This window comes from Cellulomonas dongxiuzhuiae, from assembly GCF_018623035.1.
GTDB classification, from domain to species: Bacteria; Actinomycetota; Actinomycetes; order Actinomycetales; family Cellulomonadaceae; genus Cellulomonas; species Cellulomonas dongxiuzhuiae.
The window spans coordinates 1511638-1529154 of the sequence record NZ_CP076023.1 but is presented as its reverse complement, the minus strand read 5'-3'; the positions used below and the strand labels follow the sequence as shown (position 1 = coordinate 1529154).

The window sequence follows — 17517 nt, the reverse complement described above, 5'->3', positions numbered from 1 at the left end:
CGCGACGGCGGCTCAGCGCACGACGAGCGCCGGGTGCCGGGGGTCGTCGGCCCGCACGACCACGTCCGCGACGTCCTGCGGCGCGACCTCGTCCTCGTACCGCGCGAACGCCGGCAGCTGCCACGCGCGCTCGGCCCCGGACCTGCGCGCGAGCGTGGCCGGGCGGGCCGTCAGGTGCACGCTCAGGTCGACGTCGAACCAGCGACCCAGCAGCAGCTCGCCGTCGAGGACCAGCACCGCGCCCTCGGGTGCCCGCAGCCGCTCGGCGCGGGTCGCACGGTCGCGCGCGGCGTCCCACAGCGTCGGCAGGTACGTGCCGTCGACGACGAACGGGTCGAGGACCTCGCGCGCGAGCGCACGCGCGTCGATCCGGTCCTCGAGGTACGCGTCCGGGTCCTGCCGCCCGTGCTCGAGGCGCAGCGACGCGGGCCGCAGGAAGTCGTCGGCGTGCACGCGCACGACCGCGCGTCCCGCGGTGCGCAGCGGATCGACGAACGCGTCGGCGAGCGCGTCGGGCCGCAGCGCCGCGGCGCCGTCGACGAGCACGCGACAGCGGCCCGGGTGCGCGAGCACGAGGGCGACGACGTGCTCGGCCACGCCGGTGGGGGTCGTCGGTCGCACGTGCACGGTCCCCACCTCATCACGAACCCTTTCATCACCCTGCGCCGACCGGCAGGAACGGGCACGCTCGGAGGACGTCCGAGAACGTCGGCGATTGGACCTGAGATGCACCGTGCCCGTCCCGCACTCGGCCCCCTCGCGGTCGCCCTCGCGGCGACCCTCGGTCTCGTGCTCGCACCCGCGGCCGCCTCCGCACCGGTGGCACCGGCGGCGGCTCCCGCACCCGCCGCGGCCGACACCACGCCACCGACCCCGCCGTCGCGCCTGAAGACCTCGTACCTCAAGTGCACCGCCGTCTGGCTGGGCTGGACGCGGTCCACCGACGACGTCGGGGTCGTGGCCTACGACATCTACCACGACGGCCAGCACATGACGACGGTCCCGGCGTCGCCCACGGCCGCGCGGCTGACGCTGGTGCCCGGCGTGACGTGGGGCGTCTACGTCAACGCGCGCGACGCCGCGGGCAACGTCTCGCAGGCCAGCGAGACACTCGAGCTCGAGGTGCCGCCGTGCGAGGCGGACACGACCGCGCCGAGCGCGCCGACGGGCGTCGCGGCACAGGCCCAGGGCACGTCGGTCACGGTGACGTGGCGGGCGTCGAGCGACGCCGTGGGCGTCACGGGGTACGAGATCCTGCGCAACGGCGCGGTCGTCGGCAGCACGGCGGGCTCGGTGCTCACGTTCGTCGACTCGGGCCTGCGGCCCCGCGTCGCGTACGCCTACCAGGTGCGGGCGCGCGACCAGGCCGGCAACCGGTCGGGCGCCTCCGCGGTGGTGCGCGTGACGACGGGCGCGGCGTGCGCCAACCCCATCTGCTCGGTCGCCCAGGTCGCCACCGAGCGCGACCTGCCGTGGGGCCTCGTCGAGCTGCCCGACGGCTCGGTGCTGTACGGACGGCGCGACGCGCACCAGGTCGTGCGGCTCGACCCGGCCACGGGCGTGACGACCGTCGTCGGGACGCTCGCGGGCGTCACGGGGACGGCGGGCGAGGGCGGTCTGCTGGGCCTGGCCGTCGCGGCGGACTTCGCGTCGTCGCCCTGGCTGTACGTCATGCACACGACGTCCACAGACAACCGCGTCGTGCGGGTGCGCTACGTCGACGGCGCGCTGTCGGGGACGCCGCAGGTGCTGGTCAGCGGCATCCCGCGCAACAAGTACCACAACGGCGGACGGCTGCGCTTCGGACCCGACGGCATGCTGTACGTCGCGACGGGCGACGGGCAGAACCCGGCGTGGGCGCAGGACACGTCGAACCTCGCGGGCAAGGTGCTGCGCATCCGGCCGGACGGTTCCATCCCGTCGGACAACCCGTTCGGCAACGCGGTCTGGAGCTACGGCCACCGCAACCCGCAGGGCCTGGCGTTCGACTCCGCCGGGCGGCTGTGGCAGCAGGAGTTCGGCAACTCCGTGATGGACGAGACGAACGTGGTGGTGCGTGGCGGCAACTACGGCTGGCCGCAGTGCGAGGGCACGTCCGGCGACTGCGACGGTGCGGGCCTCGTCGCGCCGCGCCTGACGTTCCCCGTGGCGGCGGCGTCCTGCAGCGGCATCGCGGTCAGCGGGGACCACCTGTGGATCGCGTGCCTGCGCGGTGCGCGCCTGTACCGGGCGACGATCACGTCGGACGGCGGGCTCACGGACGTGCGCTCGCTGCTGTCCGGCACGTACGGGCGGCTGCGCACCGTGGAGCCGTCGGCCGACGGCAGCCTGTGGCTGACGACGAGCACGCGCGGCGACAAGGACTCCACCGCGAACAACAGCGACGAGCGGATCCTGCGGGTCACGCTCGGCGGGTGAGGCGCCCCGGGCCTCGGACGGGCTCGGCGGCGGGCTGAGCTGCGCGCTCGGGGGTGACGTCCACCGCCGGGGGCGGGGCCGCGCCCCGGCGCACGTCGCGGTCGGCGCCCGCACGCACGAGCGCGACGCCCGCGACGACGAGCACGGCGCCCAGCCCCTGCACGACGAGCGGCTGCTCCCCGAGCAGCACCCACGCGAGCAGCACCGACAGCAGGACCTCGGACAGGGCCAGGAACGACGCCAGCCGCTCGCCCAGCAGCCGCACCGAGACCGCCGACACCCCGTAGGCGAACGCGGTCGGCACGGCGCCGACGACGAGCAGCGGCACCGCCCAGTGCACCTGCGCGCCGAGCACGTCGACCCGGACGTCGGGGGCCTCGACGGGCAGCACGCCCACCGCGGCGAGCGACCCCACGACGACCGCGCCCACGAGCATCGCGGCCCCCGCGAGGCTGACGGGCGGCAGTGCGATGGGGCGTGCCGTCAGGGCGAAGTACCCGGCGTTGCCGATCGCGGCACCGCACGCGAAGACCAGACCGAGCGGGTCGAGCTGCAGGCTGCCGGTGACGTCCAGCACGAGCACGAGGCCACCCATGGCCAGGGCCGCCCCGACGAGCGTCGCGCGGGCCGGCACGCGTCCCGTGCGCGCCCAGCCCCACACCAGCAGGAGCAGCGGTCCGGTGTACTCGACGAGCAGGGCCACCGCGACGGGCAGCCGGTCGACCGCGAAGAAGTAGAGCGTCGAGGCCCCGGCGACGCCGAGGATGCCGAGCCCGACGACGGTCGCCCAGTCGGTGCGCAGCGTCGACCACCGGCCGCGCAGCGCCCACGCCGCTGGTCCGGCGAGCAGCAGCGCGCCGATCGTCAGGCGCACGACGATGGCGGCCCCGGGGCTCCAGCCGGCGGCGAGCAGCGGCTTGACGACCGGCCCGCTCGTGGCGAACGCGAGCGCGGCGACGAGCCCCGCGACGATCCCGGCGCTGCGCGCCCCCGACCCCTGCACCTTGTCTCCTCCGCGGGAACCGATGTCAGGAGTCACCTGCTCCTATGCTCGTGACGCTAGCCCGCTGCCGCGACAGGAGTCAATGTGGTCTTCGCTCGTGACACCGAGATGAACCTGCTCGCAGCCGCCGAGCTGGTGAACACCGCGCGCCGCCGCGACGGCCACGACGCCCTGAGCACCGTGGCGGACCTCGACGCCTACTTCCGTCACTGGGGCTACACCGGCCGGCACGACCGTGACGACGCCGAGGTCGCCGACGTCCGGCTGGCCCGTGACCGCATCGCGCGACTCTGGGACGTCGAGCGCGACGAGGCCGCCGAGCTCGTCAACGTGATGCTGCGTGAGGCCGACGCGGTGCCGTTCCTGGTCCGCCACGACGCGGTCGACTGGCACCTGCACGCGACGGCGCCGGGCGCGGCGCTCGCGAGCGTCATCGTCGTCGAGACCGCGATGGGCGTCGTCGACGTCGTGCGGTCCGACGAGTACGCCCGCATGAAGGTGTGCGCGGGCGACGGCTGTCACGCGGTGCTCGTGGACCTGTCGCGCAACCGGTCCCGCCGCTTCTGCGACGTCAACGGCTGCGGCAACCGCGCGCACGTCGCGGCCTACCGCGCGCGACGCGCGACGCACGACCGGGAGCCCCCCGGGGCCTGACGCGCGTGCACGCGCGGCGGGTGCCATCTGGGAGGATGGGTGACCATGAGCGACGAGACCCCCCGCACCGCTACCCCGACGAGCGCCACCGCCGCCCGCCAGGTACCGGACAAGGTCACGGTCGACGGGCTGGAGGACCGCTGGTCGCGCACGTGGGCCGACGAGGGCACGTACACGTTCGACCGCACGGCCGAGCGCGCGCAGGTCTACTCGATCGACACCCCGCCGCCGACGGTGTCAGGCTCCCTGCACGTCGGACACGTGTTCTCGTACACGCACACCGACGTCGTCGCCCGGTTCCAGCGCATGCGCGGGCGCGAGGTCATGTACCCCATGGGCTGGGACGACAACGGCCTGCCCACCGAGCGCCGCGTGCAGAACTACTACGGCGTGCGCTGCGACCCGTCGCTCCCCTACGTCGACGGCTTCGTGCCGCCGCACAACGGCACCGACGGCAAGGCGGTCAAGCCCGGTGACCAGGTGCCGGTCTCGCGCCGCAACTTCATCGAGCTGTGCGAGCGGCTCTCGGGCGAGGACGAGCTGCAGTTCGAGGCGCTGTGGCGCCGGCTGGGGCTGTCCGTCGACTGGTCGATGACCTACCAGACCATCGGCGCCAAGGCCCGCGCGGTCTCGCAGCGCGCGTTCCTGCGCAACCTGGGCCGCGGCGAGGCCTACCAGGCCGAGGCGCCCGGGCTCTGGGACGTCACGTTCCAGACCGCCGTCGCGCAGGCCGAGCTCGAGGCCCGCGACTACCCCGGCGCCTACCACAAGGTCGCGTTCCACCGCCCGGACGGCGAGCAGGTCGTCATCGAGACCACACGCCCCGAGCTGCTGCCCGCGTGCGTCGCGCTCATCGCGCACCCCGACGACGAGCGCTACCAGCACCTGTTCGGCACGACGGTGACGAGCCCGCTGTTCGGCGTCGAGCTCCCCGTGCTCGCGCACCCCGCGGCCGAGCCCGACAAGGGCGCCGGCATCGCGATGTGCTGCACCTTCGGTGACCTCACCGACGTGCAGTGGTGGCGCGAGCTGCGCCTGCCGACGCGCTCGGTGGTGGGCCGCGACGGCCGCGTGCTGCGCGACACCCCGGAGTGGCTCACGTCCGAGGCCGGCCGCGCGGTCTACGGCGAGCTCGCCGGCAAGACGACGTTCAGCGCACGCGAGGCCGTCGTCGCGGGCCTGCGGGAGTCCGGCGACCTGATCGGTGAGCCGGTCCCGACGCAGCGCAAGGCCAACTTCTACGAGAAGGGCGACAAGCCCCTCGAGATCGTCACGAGCCGCCAGTGGTACATCCGCAACGGCGGCCGCGACGAGGACCTGCGCGACGCGCTGCTCGCGCGCGGAACGGAGCTCGCGTTCCACCCGGACTTCATGCGCGTCCGCTACGAGAACTGGGTCGGCGGTCTCAACGGCGACTGGCTCGTGTCGCGCCAGCGCTTCTTCGGGGTGCCGATCCCGGTCTGGTACCCGCTCGACGAGGCGGGTGAGCCGCGCTACGACTCGCCCCTGGTCCCCGACGAGGCCGCGCTGCCCGTGGACCCGTCGAGCGACGTGCCCGTCGGCTACACCGCCGACCAGCGCGGCGTGCCGGGCGGGTTCGTCGGCGACCCCGACATCATGGACACGTGGGCGACGAGCTCCCTGACCCCGCAGATCGTGTGCGGGTGGCTCGACGACCCGGACCTGTTCTCGCGGACGTTCCCGATGGACCTGCGCCCCCAGGGCCAGGACATCATCCGCACCTGGCTGTTCTCGTCCGTCGTGCGCGCGCACCTCGAGTCCGGCTCGCTGCCGTGGAAGCACGCCGCGATCAGCGGCTGGATCCTCGACCCCGACCGCAAGAAGATGAGCAAGTCCAAGGGCAACGTCGTCACGCCCATGGGCCTGCTCGAGGAGCACGGCTCCGACGCGGTGCGGTACTGGGCGGCGAGCGCCCGCCTCGGCACGGACGCGGCCTTCGAGGTCGGCCAGATGAAGATCGGCCGGCGCCTGGCGATCAAGGTCCTCAACGCGAGCAAGTTCGTGCTGTCGTTCGGCCCGGCGGACGAGCCGGTGTCGCTCGACGCCGCGCAGGTCACCGAGCCGCTCGACCGCGCGATGCTGGCGGGCCTCGCGCAGGTCGTGGACCAGGCGACCGCGGCGCTCGAGGCGTACGACCACACGCGGGCGCTGGAGCTGACGGAGACGTTCTTCTGGACGTTCTGCGACGACTACCTCGAGCTGGTCAAGGACCGTGCGTACGGTGCGGGCGCGTCGGCCGCCGAGGTCACGCCCGCCACCGCGTCGGCGCGTGCCGCGCTGGGACTGGCGCTCGACACGCTGCTGCGCCTGTTCGCGCCGGTGCTGCCGTACGCGACCGAGGAGGTCTGGTCGTGGTGGCGCGAGGGCACGGTGCACCGCACGCCGTGGCCGACGAGCGACGCGCTGCGCGCTGCGGCCGGCGACACCGACCCCGGGCTGGTGACCGGTGCGGGTGCCGCGCTCGCGGCGCTGCGCAAGGTCAAGTCCGAGGCGAAGGTCTCGATGCGCACGCCGGTCGAGCACGCGGTGCTCGAGGTGCCGGACGCGCTGCGCGCGGGCGTCGAGGCCGCCCTGGACGACATCCGCAACGCGGGCCGTGCGACCGGGACGCTGGAGATCGCGACGGGCACCGGTGAGACCGTGGTCGCCCGCGACGCCCTCCTCGGCGAGGCCGTCGCCCGCTGACCCCCGGCGCTGCGGGTCGGTCGCGTCGAGCAGGACGCGACCGGCGCGCGCGCGTCCAGACGCACGCCGTGGCAGTCCCGGGACTGAGGTCCCTGGCGCCCGCGCGACGAATAGCAATGATGTGAAGCGTATAGTTATGCGCGCAACGCTCCGCTCGGAAGGACCACCATGCGCCACCCCCTGACCGCCGCCGCGTTCGCCGCGGCCGCTCTGCTCGCCCTGTCCGCCTGCTCGGGCTCGGGCTCCGACGACGCGACGACGGCCGGAGACGGCGAGCTCGCGCTCGCGAACGCGGACACGCTGACCGTCTGCACCAACCCGCCGTTCGAGCCGTTCGAGTACGAGGAGGACGGCCAGATCGTCGGCCTCGACATGGCCCTCACCGGCGAGATCGCGGCCGACCTCGGCGTCGAGCTGCGCCCCCTCAACACGGGCTTCGACGCCATCGAGTCCGGCGCCGCGCTCAACGCCCAGCAGTGCGACATCGCCGCCTCGGCCCTCACGATCACCGACGCCCGCAAGAAGAACGTCGACTTCAGCGACGCCTACTTCGACGCCGACCAGGGCGTGCTCGTGGCCTCCGGCTCGCCCGTCACGGACGAGGCCGGCCTCGAGGGCCTGAAGATCGGCGTCCAGCAGGCCACCACGGGTGCGACCTGGGTCGAGGAGCAGGGGCTCGAGGGCGTCCAGTTCGAGGACCTCGGCCTGCAGATCCAGTCGCTGCGCAACGGCCAGGTCGACGTCGTCGTCAACGACGTCACGGTCCTCGAGCCCTACGCCACGGGTGACCTCGAGGTGGCGTTCGTCGTCCCCACCGGTGAGCAGTACGGCTTCGCGATCCGCAAGGGCAACACCGCGCTCGTCGACGCGGCGAACGCGACGCTCGAGCGGATCCGGCAGGACGGCACGTACGACGAGCTCGTCGCCGAGTACTTCGGCACGGGCGAGCCGACGGCCGAGCCGACGGACTGATGACGGTCGACCTCGCCGCGTCCGCCGGCCGGGCTCGCATGAGCCCGCGCCGCCGGGCCCGGCTGTCGCGGGGCGTCCAGTACGTCGTGCTGCTGGTCGTCCTCGCGGTGCTGCTCTCGACGGCCGACTGGAGCACCGTCGGCCAGACGATCTTCAACCCCGCCGCGGCGGGCGAGATGCTCGACCGGCTGCCGCGCGCGTTCCTCAACACCGTGACCTACACGCTGGCCGCGTTCGCGGTCGGCCTGAGCCTGGGCACGGTCCTCGCGCTGATGCGCCTGTCGTCGGTGGCGCCCTACCGCTGGATCTCGACGGTCTACGTCGAGTTCTTCCGCGGCATCCCCGCGCTGCTCGTCGTCATCGCCGTCGGCTACGCCGTGCCGATCGCCTTCGGCATCGCCCTGAGCTCGATCATCGCGGTCGCCGCCGTCGCGCTCGGCTCGGTGTCGGCCGCCTACATCTCCGAGACGCTGCGCGCCGGGATCCAGGCAGTCCCCCGCGGGCAGGTCGAGGCGGCACGGTCCCTCGGCATGTCGCACACCCGCACGATGATCCAGGTCGTGCTCCCCCAGGCGTTCCGCACCGTGATGCCGCCGCTGACGAACGAGGTCCTCCTGCTGACCAAGGACACGTCGCTGCTGTTCGTGCTCGGCCAGACGCCCGCGTACTTCGAGCTCACCAAGGTCGGCCGCGACGCCCTGTCGACCGCCTCCGGCGGGCTCACAGGCCTGTTCGTCGTCGGCGCCTGCTACCTCGTCATCACCATCCCGCTCGGCATCGTCGCCCGCCGGCTCGAGCGGCGCACAGGAGGCCACGCATGACCGCCGACGCACCCCGCCCCGTCGTCCGTGTCAGCGACCTGCACAAGTCCTTCGGCGAGCGCGAGGTGCTGCGCGGGATCGACCTCGAGGTGCAGGCGGGCGAGGTCGTGTGCGTCATCGGGCCGTCGGGCTCCGGCAAGTCGACCCTGCTGCGCTGCGTCAACCTGCTCGAGCAGCCCACGTCGGGCCGCATCGAGCTCCTCGGCGCCGAGGTCACCGACCCGGACGTGGACATCGACCGCGTGCGCACCCACGTCGGCATGGTCTTCCAGCAGTTCAACCTCTTCAGCCACCGCAGCGTGCTGGAGAACTGCACGATGGCGCAGCGCACCGTGCTGCGCCGCTCGCGCCGCGAGGCCGAGCGCGTCGCGCTGGCGAACCTCGAGCGCGTCGGCCTCGCCGACCGGGCGCACGCCATGCCGGCGCAGCTCTCCGGCGGCCAGCAGCAGCGCGTCGCGATCGCCCGCGCCCTGTCGATGGACCCGCAGCTCATGCTCTTCGACGAGCCGACGTCCGCGCTGGACCCCGAGCTCGTCGGTGACGTCCTCGGCGTCATGCGCGACCTCGCCGACGCCGGCATGACGATGCTCGTGGTCACGCACGAGATGGGGTTCGCGCGCGAGGTGGGCGACCGCGTCGTGTTCATGGACGACGGCACGGTCGTCGAGACCGGACCCGCGGACGAGGTCATCGGCGCGCCCCGCGAGGAGCGCACCCGCACGTTCCTGCAGCGCGTGCTCGATCCCACCCACCAGTCCGCCACGGGCTGAGCGTCACGGCACTACTCTCGTGAGGTCCGCCCCGGCCCAGGAGTCCCCTCACATGCCCGAGATCACCTCACCCGCCCTCGTCACGCCCGACCCGGCCGCGTCGATCGGCACGATGCTGGCCGCCCGGCTCGCGCGCGACCCCGACGGCGTCCTGGCCGAGCGCCAGGTGGCGCTCGGCGGCGCGTGGCAGCCGGTGACGGTCAGCGCGTTCGTCGCCGAGGTCCGCGCCATCGCGAAGGGCCTCGTCGCGTCCGGTGTCGAGCCGGGCGACCGGGTCGCGATCATGTCCCGCACCCGCTTCGAGTGGACCCTCGTCGACTTCGCCGTCTGGACCGCCGGCGCCGTCGGCGTGCCGATCTACGAGACCTCGTCGGCCGAGCAGGTGCGCTGGATCGCCTCGGACTCCGGCGTGCGGCTGGCCGTCGTGGAGACGGCCGCGCACGCGGCGGTCGTGGCGCAGGTGCGCAACGACCTGCCCGGTCTGACCGAGGTGCTCGTCCTCGACGAGGACGCCGTCGGCACGCTCATCACGCGCGGCTCCGACGTCCCGGACGCCGAGATCGACCGGCGCAGCACCTCGGCGCGCGGCGACGACCTCGCGACCGTGATCTACACCTCCGGGACCACCGGACGGCCCAAGGGCGTCGAGCTCACGCACGGCAACTTCGTCGCGCTGTGCCGCAACGGCGCTGTCGGGCTGGGAGAGGTCGTCTCGAAGCCGACGTCGCGCACGCTGCTCTTCATGCCGCTCGCGCACGTGTTCGCGCGCTTCATCCAGGTGCTGTGCATCGAGTCCGGGGCGGTCATGGGCCACGCCCCCGACACGCGCAACCTGCTGCCCGACCTGGCGTCGTTCCGGCCCACGTACCTCCTGGCCGTCCCGCGGGTCTTCGAGAAGGTCTACAACTCGGCCGAGCAGAAGGCCGGGTCCGGCACGAAGCTGCGCATGTTCCGGTGGGCCGCGAAGGTCGCCATCGCGTACTCCCGCGCGCTCGAGACCCCCGACGGGCCGAGCAGCGCGCTGCGCGCCCAGCACGCCGTCGCCGACCGCCTCGTGCACCGCAAGCTCCGGGCGGCCCTCGGCGGGCGTGCGGAGTTCGCCGTCTCCGGCGGCGCGCCCCTGGGTGAGCGGCTCGGGCACTTCTACCGCGGCATCGGCGTGCACGTCCTCGAGGGCTACGGCCTCACGGAGACCTCGGCCGCCACGGCCGTCAACCGGCCCGGCCTGACCAAGATCGGGACGGTCGGCCCCCCGATGCCGGGCACGTCCCTGCGGGTCGACGACGAGGGCCACATCTGGGTCTCGGGCCCCCACGTCTTCCGCGGATACCGGCACATGCCCGAGCAGACCGCGGAGAGCCTGGTGGACGGCTGGCTCCGCACCGGTGACATCGGCACGCTCGACGAGGACGGTTACCTGCGCATCACGGGCCGCAGCAAGGAGATCATCGTCACGGCCGGCGGCAAGAACGTCGCGCCGGCGGTGCTCGAGGACCGGCTGCGCGGCCACCCGATCGTCAGCCAGGTCATCGTCGTGGGCGACCAGCGCCCGTTCATCGGCGCCCTGGTCACGCTCGACCCGGAGATGCTGCCGGGCTGGCTCGCCATGCACGGCCTGCCCCCGATGGACGTCCCTGCCGCGGCGGTGCACCCCCAGGTGGTCGAGGCGCTCGACCGCGCCGTGGAACGCGCCAACGAGGCCGTCTCGCGCGCGGAGTCGATCCGCAAGATCGCGGTCCTGACCACGGACTTCACCGAGGCGAACGGGTACCTCACACCTTCCCTGAAGGTGAAGCGGGCAGCGGTGCTGCGCGACTTCGCCCGGGAGGTCGACGGCCTGTACGTGGACACGCGCCCCGGCGGGTGAGCGCGAGGGCGGCCGCCGGGGCGGGTCCGCGGGACCGGCCGCCTCAGAGGACCGTGCGCAGCCGGCGGAGGTCGTCCGACTGGGACGGCACCGCCTCGCTCGGCGTGGACTCGTCGGCCCACCGCAGCGTCGCACCGATGCCGTCGACGAGCTCGACATCCCCGTCCTCGACGAACGTCACGCCCGCGTCCTGGCCGACGACCGCCCGCATCACCGCGACCTCGGCCGGCATCTCCCGTGCGTCACCGTCCATCACGCCGATCGACGTCAGGTCGGACCGCGACACCGCCACCTGCAGCACCCCGGGGCCGACCCACAGCGTGCGCTCGGCGAAACCGCCGTCCGGCCCGGACCCGTCGACGATGAGCTCGTCGACCTGACCCCGCCGCAGCACCTCGACCACGTCGTCGAGACCCGTGACCGCCCCCTCGCCCCGCCCGAGCGCCTCCCGGTAGCCCTCGACGTGCGCGGCGCGGCGCCGGGCGCGGCGCTCGCCGACCGCCTCGGCGACCCGTGCGCGGAACGCCGCCTCGTGGATGCCGTCCCCGCGGCCGCCGCCGGGCACCTCGACGGTGAGCTCGCGGGCGTGCTGCCCGAGCGCGTCCCGGACCAGCGGGACCATGCGGACGTCGCCCGTCAGCACGACCAGGTCGGGACGCCTGTCGCGCACGCGGCTGTCGAGGGCTGCCGCCACCGCCTCGGCGTTGCGCTGCCACGAGTCCTCGGCCCGGGTCTGCCCGCGCCGCTCGAGCCCGCTCTCGCGGACCTTGTGCACGTCGTCGTGCCCCCCGTCGACGGTCTCGCTCACGGGCCCGCGGTACTCGCCGTCGTCGCCCTCCGCCCACCGCAGGTCCGCACCCGTCCGGTCGACGGCCACCACGAGCAGACGGACGCTCTCCTCGCTCGCGCGTACGACGGGACCGAGCGCGGGGACCGGGCCGTACGAGCCGCTGGAGGTCGCCGGCGCCTCCAGCAGGACGCGGTCCACGACGACGCCGTCGGCGTCGGCGATCAGCGCCCGCCCGTGGGCGTCCCGCCGTCCGTCCGGCTGCGCGATGCGGTCGGAGAGCTCGTCGAGCAGCGCCTGCGGGGCCCCGTCCCGCTCGAGGTCACGACGCACGGACCGCCACCGGTCCACGGGCCCCGACTCGCCTGCCACCTCCGCGGGCGAGGCGTCGAGGTGGACGGTGACGAACGGGCCCGGTCGGCCGAGCAGCGGCTTGAGCCAGTGCAGGTGCATGGGGTCGGACTCCTCCTGCGTGCACGTCCCCGGCGACGGCACTACCGGTGCCTGCACCGGGGCTGACCCTTCTACCTTCCGTCACCTCCACGGGGTCCGCCAACGGTCGCAGCGGGTGACGTGGAGGTGGACACGCGTCCGTCAGGCGCGTTGCGCGTGGTCCTGCGCGATCGCCTCGTGGTGGCGGATCACCTCGCCGACGATGAACTCGAGGAACTTCTCGGCGAACACCGGATCCAGCTCCGCCTCGTGGGCCAGCTCGCGCAGCCGCGCGACCTGCTCGGCCTCGCGGCCGGGGTCGGACGCCGGCAGGCCCAGCTCGGCCTTGAGCACGCCGACGCGCTGCGTGGCCTTGAACCGCTCCGCGAGGATGTGGATGAGCGCGGCGTCGATGTTGTCGATGCTGCCCCGCAGCCGCGCCAGCTCGGGTGGTACGACGCGTCCCGGTCGGCTCACGCGCTCTTCTCGCGAGGAGCGCGCTTGTCGCGGGAGGCGTCCCGCGGCACCAGCGTCGGGTTGACGTTGTCCAGCACGACGTCCCGGGTGATGACGACCCGCGCGACGTCGTCGCGCGACGGCACCTCGAACATCACCTGCTGGAGGACCTCCTCGAGGATCGCCCGCAGACCGCGCGCACCCGTGCCGCGCAGCAGCGCCTGCTCCGCGATCGCGCCGATCGCCTCGTCCTCGAAGTCCAGCTCGACGCCGTCGATCTGGAACATGCGCTGGTACTGCTTGACGAGGGCGTTGCGGGGCTCCGTGAGGATCCGCACGAGCGCGACGCGGTCCAGCGGAGACACCGTCGTGATGATCGGGACGCGCCCGATGAACTCGGGGATCAGACCGAACTTGAGCAGGTCCTCCGGCATGACCTCGCCGTACACGTCGGTGTCGTCGGCCGAGTGGATCGGGGACCCGAAGCCGATGCCGCGCCGACCCGCGCGCGACGTGATGATCTCGTCCAGACCGGCGAACGCACCGGCGACGATGAACAGCACGTTCGTCGTGTCGATCTGGATGAACTCCTGGTGCGGGTGCTTGCGCCCGCCCTGCGGCGGCACCGACGCCGTCGTGCCCTCGAGGATCTTCAGCAGCGCCTGCTGCACGCCTTCGCCCGACACGTCGCGCGTGATCGACGGGTTCTCGCTCTTGCGGGCGATCTTGTCGATCTCGTCGATGTAGATGATGCCTGCTTCGGCCTTCTTGACGTCGTAGTCGGCGGCCTGGATGAGCTTGAGGAGGATGTTCTCGACGTCCTCGCCGACATAGCCGGCCTCGGTGAGCGCCGTCGCGTCCGCGATCGCGAACGGGACGTTCAGCATCTTCGCCAGCGTCTGCGCGAGGTACGTCTTGCCGCAGCCCGTGGGGCCGATCAGCAGGATGTTGGACTTGGCGATCTCGACCTGCTCCTCGCCGGCGGTCGCCCGTGCGCCCTCACCGGCCTGGATGCGCTTGTAGTGGTTGTAGACCGCGACCGCGAGGGACCGCTTGGCCGGCTCCTGGCCGACGATGTACTGCTCGAGGAAGTCGAAGATCTCCTTCGGCTTGGGCAGCTCGACCATGCCGACCTCGGTGGCCTCGGCGAGCTCTTCCTCGATGATCTCGTTGCACAGCTCGATGCACTCGTCGCAGATGTACACCCCTGGGCCCGCGATGAGCTTCTTGACCTGCTTCTGGGACTTGCCGCAGAACGAGCACTTGAGAAGGTCCGCACCGTCCCCGATACGCGCCATGTGCGTCCCCTTCCCTCGTGTCGCCCTCCGCCGTACCGGCGGTGCGCCGTCGTGTGACCTCACGGTCCGTGAGTCACGTTCCCCCATTGCACACCACGCGCGGCCACCTGTCAGCCGAACCCGGCGGGTGGGTCGCGGCGTGTCGGGTGCGACGCGCCGTCCGATGCGTCCCGGTTCGCGCGGATGGCCCTGTCCGTGGCAAGCGTTCCCCGGGTGCCGCCCCTGCGGGCGGCACCCGGGGCTCGTGCCGTCAGGCGGGCTGCACCACGGCGGGCTGCACGCCCTTGCGGCTCTGGAGCACCTGGTCGACGATCCCGTAGTCCTTGGCCTGGGCGGCCGTGAGGATCTTGTCGCGCTCGATGTCCAGGCGCACCTGCTCGATCGGGCGTCCGGTGTGCTGCGCGAGCGCCGCCTCGAGCCACTCGCGGATGCGGATGAGCTCGTTGGCCTGGATCTCGATGTCCGACGCCTGCGCGTAGCCGCCGCCCTCCATCGCGGGCTGGTGGATCAGCACGCGGGCGTTGGGCAGCGCCAGACGCTTGCCGGGCGAGCCGGCCGCGAGCAGGATCGCCGCCGCCGAGGCCGCCTGCCCGAGGCAGACGGTCTGGATGTGCGGCTTGATGTACTGCATCGTGTCGTAGATCGCCGTCAGCGCGGTGAACGAGCCGCCGGGCGAGTTGATGTACAGGGTGATGTCGCGGTCGGGGTCCGTCGACTCCAGGACGAGCAGCTGCGCCATGACGTCGTCGGCCGAGGCGTCGTCCACCTGCACGCCGAGGAAGATGATGCGGTCCTCGAACAGCTTGGTGTACGGGTCCTGGCGCTTGAAGCCGTAGGCGGTGCGCTCCTCGAACTGCGGCAGCACGTAGCGACCGCTCGGCGACGCGGGCGCCGTGCCGCCGGCGAGCCGGTCGGCACGGGCGATGAACTGGGACTCCATGGTCACGAAGGTTCTCCTCGCTGGTTCTCTGCGCGCGACCGGGCCGTCAGGCCGGGGTCCCGTTGCCGTTGGGGTCCGTGCCGCCGCCACCGGTGACCGAGCCGGCGCTGCTGACGACGTGGTCGATGAACCCGTACTCCAGCGCCTCGGGCGCGGTGAACCAGCGGTCACGGTCCGAGTCGGCGTTGATCTGCTCGACGCTCTTGCCCGTCTGGTCGGCGATCAGCTCGGCGAGCACCTTCTTCATGTGCAGGATGAGCTGGGCGTTGATCCGCACGTCGGTCGCCGTGCCGCCGATGCCGCCCGACGGCTGGTGCATCATCACGCGGGCGTGGGGGGTCGCGTAGCGCTTGCCCTTGGTGCCCGAGGAGAGCAGGAACTGGCCCATCGACGCGGCCATGCCCATCGCGATGGTCGCGACGTCCGGCTTGATGTACTGCATCGTGTCGAAGATCGCCATGCCGGCCGTGATCGACCCGCCGGGCGAGTTGATGTACAGCCAGATGTCCTTGTCGGGGTCCTCCGCGGCCAGCAGCATCATCTGCGCGCAGATGGCGTTGGCGTTCTCGTCGCGGACCTCCGAGCCGAGCCAGATGATGCGCTCGCGGAGCAGTCGGTTGTAGATGGAATCGTTGAGGCCGAGGCCCGGAGAATCTGCCCGGGCCAGACCCGGCACCTGCTCGTTCACGAAGGCTCCCTCGTCTGGCTGCGTGCTACCTGCGTGGCGGTGCACGCCCCCACGTCAGGGACTGCGGCCGGTCACGCGTTGCAGCGACCCTAACGCCCGACGCCGCCGGCCCATGTCCCACCGACGCGCCGTTTCGCTGTCGGCGCAGCGGCGGCGCCCGGACGGCCGCGACGGGGACGACGACGGCCCCGCCACCCCGTGGAGGGGCGGCGGGGCCGTCGGGACGTGCGCCCCGGGGGCGTCGCGTCAGGCCTTCTCGTCGGCGCTGTCCTCGCCGGACGCCACGGCCGAGAAGTCGGTGGCGGCGTCGGCAGCAGGCGTGACCTCCGCCTGCTCGAGCGCCGCGTCCTCCTCGTCGGTGCCGATGAACTCCGACAGGTCGACCGCTGCGCCGGAGCCGTCGACGACGGCGACCTTGCGCAGCGAGACGGCCAGCGCCTTGGAACGGGCGACCTCGGCGACCATGGCCGGGATCTGGCCCTGCTGGTCGAGCGTCGTGATGAAGGTGTTGGGGTCCATGCCGTACTGGCGCGAGGCGCTGACGAGGTAGTCGAGCAGCTCGGTCTGGCTGACCTTGATGTCGAGCTGCTCGGCCAGCGTGTCGAGCAGGATCTGGTTGCGCAGCGCCGACTGGGCCTGCTCCTGCACCTCGGCACGGTGCTCGTCGTCCTCGAGCCGGCCCTCGGACTCCAGGTGACGGTGCACCTCGGCCTCGACGACGCCGGCCGGGACCGGGATCTCGGTCTCGGTGGTGAGCTTCTCGACCAGGAGGTCGCGCGCCTGCACGGCCTGGTTCGACGCCTTGATCCGGCCGGCCTGCTCCCGCAGGTCCGCCTTGAGCTCGTCGATCGTGTCGAACTCGCTCGCGAGCTGCGCGAACTCGTCGTCGACCTCGGGCAGCTGGCGCTCCTTGACCGCGGTGGCGGTGACGGTGACGTTCGCCGTCTCACCCTTGCGGTCGCCGCCGACGAGCACGGTCTCGAACGTCGTCGTCTCGCCCGACGACAGCCCCGTCAACGCCTCGTCGAGGCCCTCGAGCATGTTGCCCGAGCCGATCTGGTAGCTCGTGCCGGAGACCTGGTCCACGACCTCGTCGCCGATGGTCGCCGCGAGGTCGATGACGACGAAGTCGCCGGACTGCGCGGGACGGTCCACCCCGACGAGCGAGCCGAACCGCTCGCGCAGCGCGTCGAGGCGCGCGTCGACGTCCTCGTCGGACACCTCGACGTCGTCGACCGTGACGCTCAGGCCGTCGAGCGCGGGCAGCGTGATCTCGGGACGCACCTCGACCTCGGCGGTGAAGTGCAGCTCACCCTCCTCGCCGGCGGCGGCGGGCACCAGGCCGGGGACCTGGGTGACCTCGACCTCGGGCTGGCCCATGGGACGCAGCTTGTTGTCGCGCACGGCCTCGGCGTAGAAGCCCGACAGGCCCTCGTTGACGGCGTGCTCGATGACCGCGGGACGACCGACGCGCTGGTCGATGATGCGCGGCGGCACCTTGCCCTTGCGGAAGCCCGGCACCGTCACCTGCTCGGCGATGTGCTGGTAGGCGTGTTCGATGCTCGGCTTGAGCTCGTCGTACGTCACCTCGACGGACAGCTTGACCTTGGTCGGGTCCAGGGTCTCGACGGCGCTCTTCACTTCGATGGTCTCCACTTGGTCATGGCCGGGCGTCGGAGGATCCGACGAGGTGGCTCGCTTCGCT

Annotated in this window: 15 protein-coding genes; 7 read left to right on the top strand and 8 right to left on the bottom strand. The window is 72.7% G+C overall.

Annotation, left to right across the window (positions count from 1 at the left end; all coding sequences use genetic code 11):
• Nucleotides 1-12: 12 nt before the first annotated feature.
• The gene (locus KKR89_RS06905; protein ID WP_243883235.1) at nucleotides 13-627 is read right to left on the bottom strand and encodes a nucleoside/nucleotide kinase family protein; all 615 of its coding nucleotides are present in this window, start codon (nucleotides 625-627) and stop codon (nucleotides 13-15) included.
• A gap of 99 nt (nucleotides 628-726) precedes the next feature.
• Between KKR89_RS06905 and KKR89_RS06900 the strand changes: the two genes are divergently transcribed.
• A complete protein-coding gene (locus KKR89_RS06900) occupies nucleotides 727-2418 on the top strand; it encodes a PQQ-dependent sugar dehydrogenase (protein ID WP_208197575.1) in 1692 nt (563 codons plus the stop codon).
• Here the strand turns inward: KKR89_RS06900 and KKR89_RS06895 are convergent.
• Nucleotides 2402-3421, bottom strand: coding sequence for an EamA family transporter (locus KKR89_RS06895; RefSeq protein WP_208197574.1), 1020 nt, complete (start codon nucleotides 3419-3421; stop codon nucleotides 2402-2404). The genes KKR89_RS06900 and KKR89_RS06895 overlap by 17 nt on opposite strands.
• A gap of 84 nt (nucleotides 3422-3505) precedes the next feature.
• On the opposite strand from KKR89_RS06895, the gene KKR89_RS06890 reads away from it, so the two are divergent.
• The 6 genes from KKR89_RS06890 (at nucleotide 3506) to KKR89_RS06865 (ending at nucleotide 11211) form a co-directional block, all read left to right on the top strand.
• The gene (locus KKR89_RS06890) at nucleotides 3506-4075 is read left to right on the top strand and encodes a CGNR zinc finger domain-containing protein (protein ID WP_208197573.1); all 570 of its coding nucleotides are present in this window, start codon (nucleotides 3506-3508) and stop codon (nucleotides 4073-4075) included.
• A 45-nt stretch (nucleotides 4076-4120) separates the two neighbouring features.
• Nucleotides 4121-6781 carry a valine--tRNA ligase gene (valS, locus tag KKR89_RS06885; protein WP_208197572.1) on the top strand — a complete coding sequence of 887 codons (2661 nt, stop codon included), beginning with the start codon at nucleotides 4121-4123 and terminating at the stop codon, nucleotides 6779-6781.
• A 168-nt stretch (nucleotides 6782-6949) separates the two neighbouring features.
• Entirely contained in the window at nucleotides 6950-7753 is an 804-nt protein-coding gene (locus tag KKR89_RS06880) for a transporter substrate-binding domain-containing protein (RefSeq protein ID WP_208197571.1), read from the top strand.
• Nucleotides 7753-8574: an amino acid ABC transporter permease gene (locus tag KKR89_RS06875; protein WP_208197570.1), complete on the top strand. Its 822-nt coding sequence runs from the start codon at nucleotides 7753-7755 to the stop codon at nucleotides 8572-8574. The genes KKR89_RS06880 and KKR89_RS06875 overlap by 1 nt, the downstream gene beginning before the upstream one ends.
• A complete protein-coding gene (locus KKR89_RS06870) occupies nucleotides 8571-9344 on the top strand; it encodes an amino acid ABC transporter ATP-binding protein (RefSeq protein ID WP_208197569.1) in 774 nt (257 codons plus the stop codon). Before KKR89_RS06875 ends, KKR89_RS06870 begins: the two co-directional genes overlap by 4 nt.
• A 52-nt stretch (nucleotides 9345-9396) precedes the next feature.
• The gene (locus KKR89_RS06865; protein ID WP_208197568.1) at nucleotides 9397-11211 is read left to right on the top strand and encodes an AMP-dependent synthetase/ligase; all 1815 of its coding nucleotides are present in this window, start codon (nucleotides 9397-9399) and stop codon (nucleotides 11209-11211) included.
• A gap of 43 nt (nucleotides 11212-11254) precedes the next feature.
• On the opposite strand, the gene KKR89_RS06860 is transcribed toward KKR89_RS06865, so the two are convergent.
• The 6 genes from KKR89_RS06860 to tig all read right to left on the bottom strand — a co-directional run bounded on the left by KKR89_RS06860 (nucleotide 11255) and on the right by tig (nucleotide 17453).
• Nucleotides 11255-12508, bottom strand: coding sequence for a baeRF2 domain-containing protein (locus KKR89_RS06860; RefSeq protein ID WP_251141050.1), 1254 nt, complete (start codon nucleotides 12506-12508; stop codon nucleotides 11255-11257).
• Between the two features lie 84 nt (nucleotides 12509-12592).
• Nucleotides 12593-12907 (bottom strand): chorismate mutase, encoded by a 315-nt coding sequence (locus KKR89_RS06855; protein WP_208197567.1) that lies wholly within the window; start codon nucleotides 12905-12907, stop codon nucleotides 12593-12595.
• Nucleotides 12904-14184, bottom strand: a complete 1281-nt coding sequence (gene clpX, locus KKR89_RS06850) for an ATP-dependent Clp protease ATP-binding subunit ClpX (RefSeq protein ID WP_208197566.1) — start codon at nucleotides 14182-14184, stop codon at nucleotides 12904-12906. Before clpX ends, KKR89_RS06855 begins: the two co-directional genes overlap by 4 nt.
• A 250-nt stretch (nucleotides 14185-14434) precedes the next feature.
• Nucleotides 14435-15130 (bottom strand): ATP-dependent Clp protease proteolytic subunit, encoded by a 696-nt coding sequence (locus KKR89_RS06845; RefSeq protein WP_251141049.1) that lies wholly within the window; start codon nucleotides 15128-15130, stop codon nucleotides 14435-14437.
• Between the two features lie 40 nt (nucleotides 15131-15170).
• Nucleotides 15171-15812 (bottom strand): ATP-dependent Clp protease proteolytic subunit, encoded by a 642-nt coding sequence (locus KKR89_RS06840; protein WP_208197565.1) that lies wholly within the window; start codon nucleotides 15810-15812, stop codon nucleotides 15171-15173.
• Between the two features lie 246 nt (nucleotides 15813-16058).
• Entirely contained in the window at nucleotides 16059-17453 is a 1395-nt protein-coding gene (gene tig / locus KKR89_RS06835; protein ID WP_208197800.1) for a trigger factor, read from the bottom strand.
• Nucleotides 17454-17517: the final 64 nt, after the last annotated feature.

Bases quoted from the DNA above. Each gene is read 5' to 3' on its own strand.
- KKR89_RS06900 (WP_208197575.1), top strand. From the start codon at position 727: ATGCACCGTGCCCGTCCCGCACTCGGCCCCCTCGCGGTCGCCCTCGCG.
- valS (WP_208197572.1), top strand. From the start codon at position 4,121: ATGAGCGACGAGACCCCCCGCACCGCTACCCCGACGAGCGCCACCGCC.
- KKR89_RS06880 (WP_208197571.1), top strand. From the start codon at position 6,950: ATGCGCCACCCCCTGACCGCCGCCGCGTTCGCCGCGGCCGCTCTGCTC.
- KKR89_RS06875 (WP_208197570.1), top strand. From the start codon at position 7,753: ATGACGGTCGACCTCGCCGCGTCCGCCGGCCGGGCTCGCATGAGCCCG.
- KKR89_RS06870 (WP_208197569.1), top strand. From the start codon at position 8,571: ATGACCGCCGACGCACCCCGCCCCGTCGTCCGTGTCAGCGACCTGCAC.
- KKR89_RS06865 (WP_208197568.1), top strand. From the start codon at position 9,397: ATGCCCGAGATCACCTCACCCGCCCTCGTCACGCCCGACCCGGCCGCG.
- clpX (WP_208197566.1), bottom strand. From the start codon at position 14,184: ATGGCGCGTATCGGGGACGGTGCGGACCTTCTCAAGTGCTCGTTCTGC.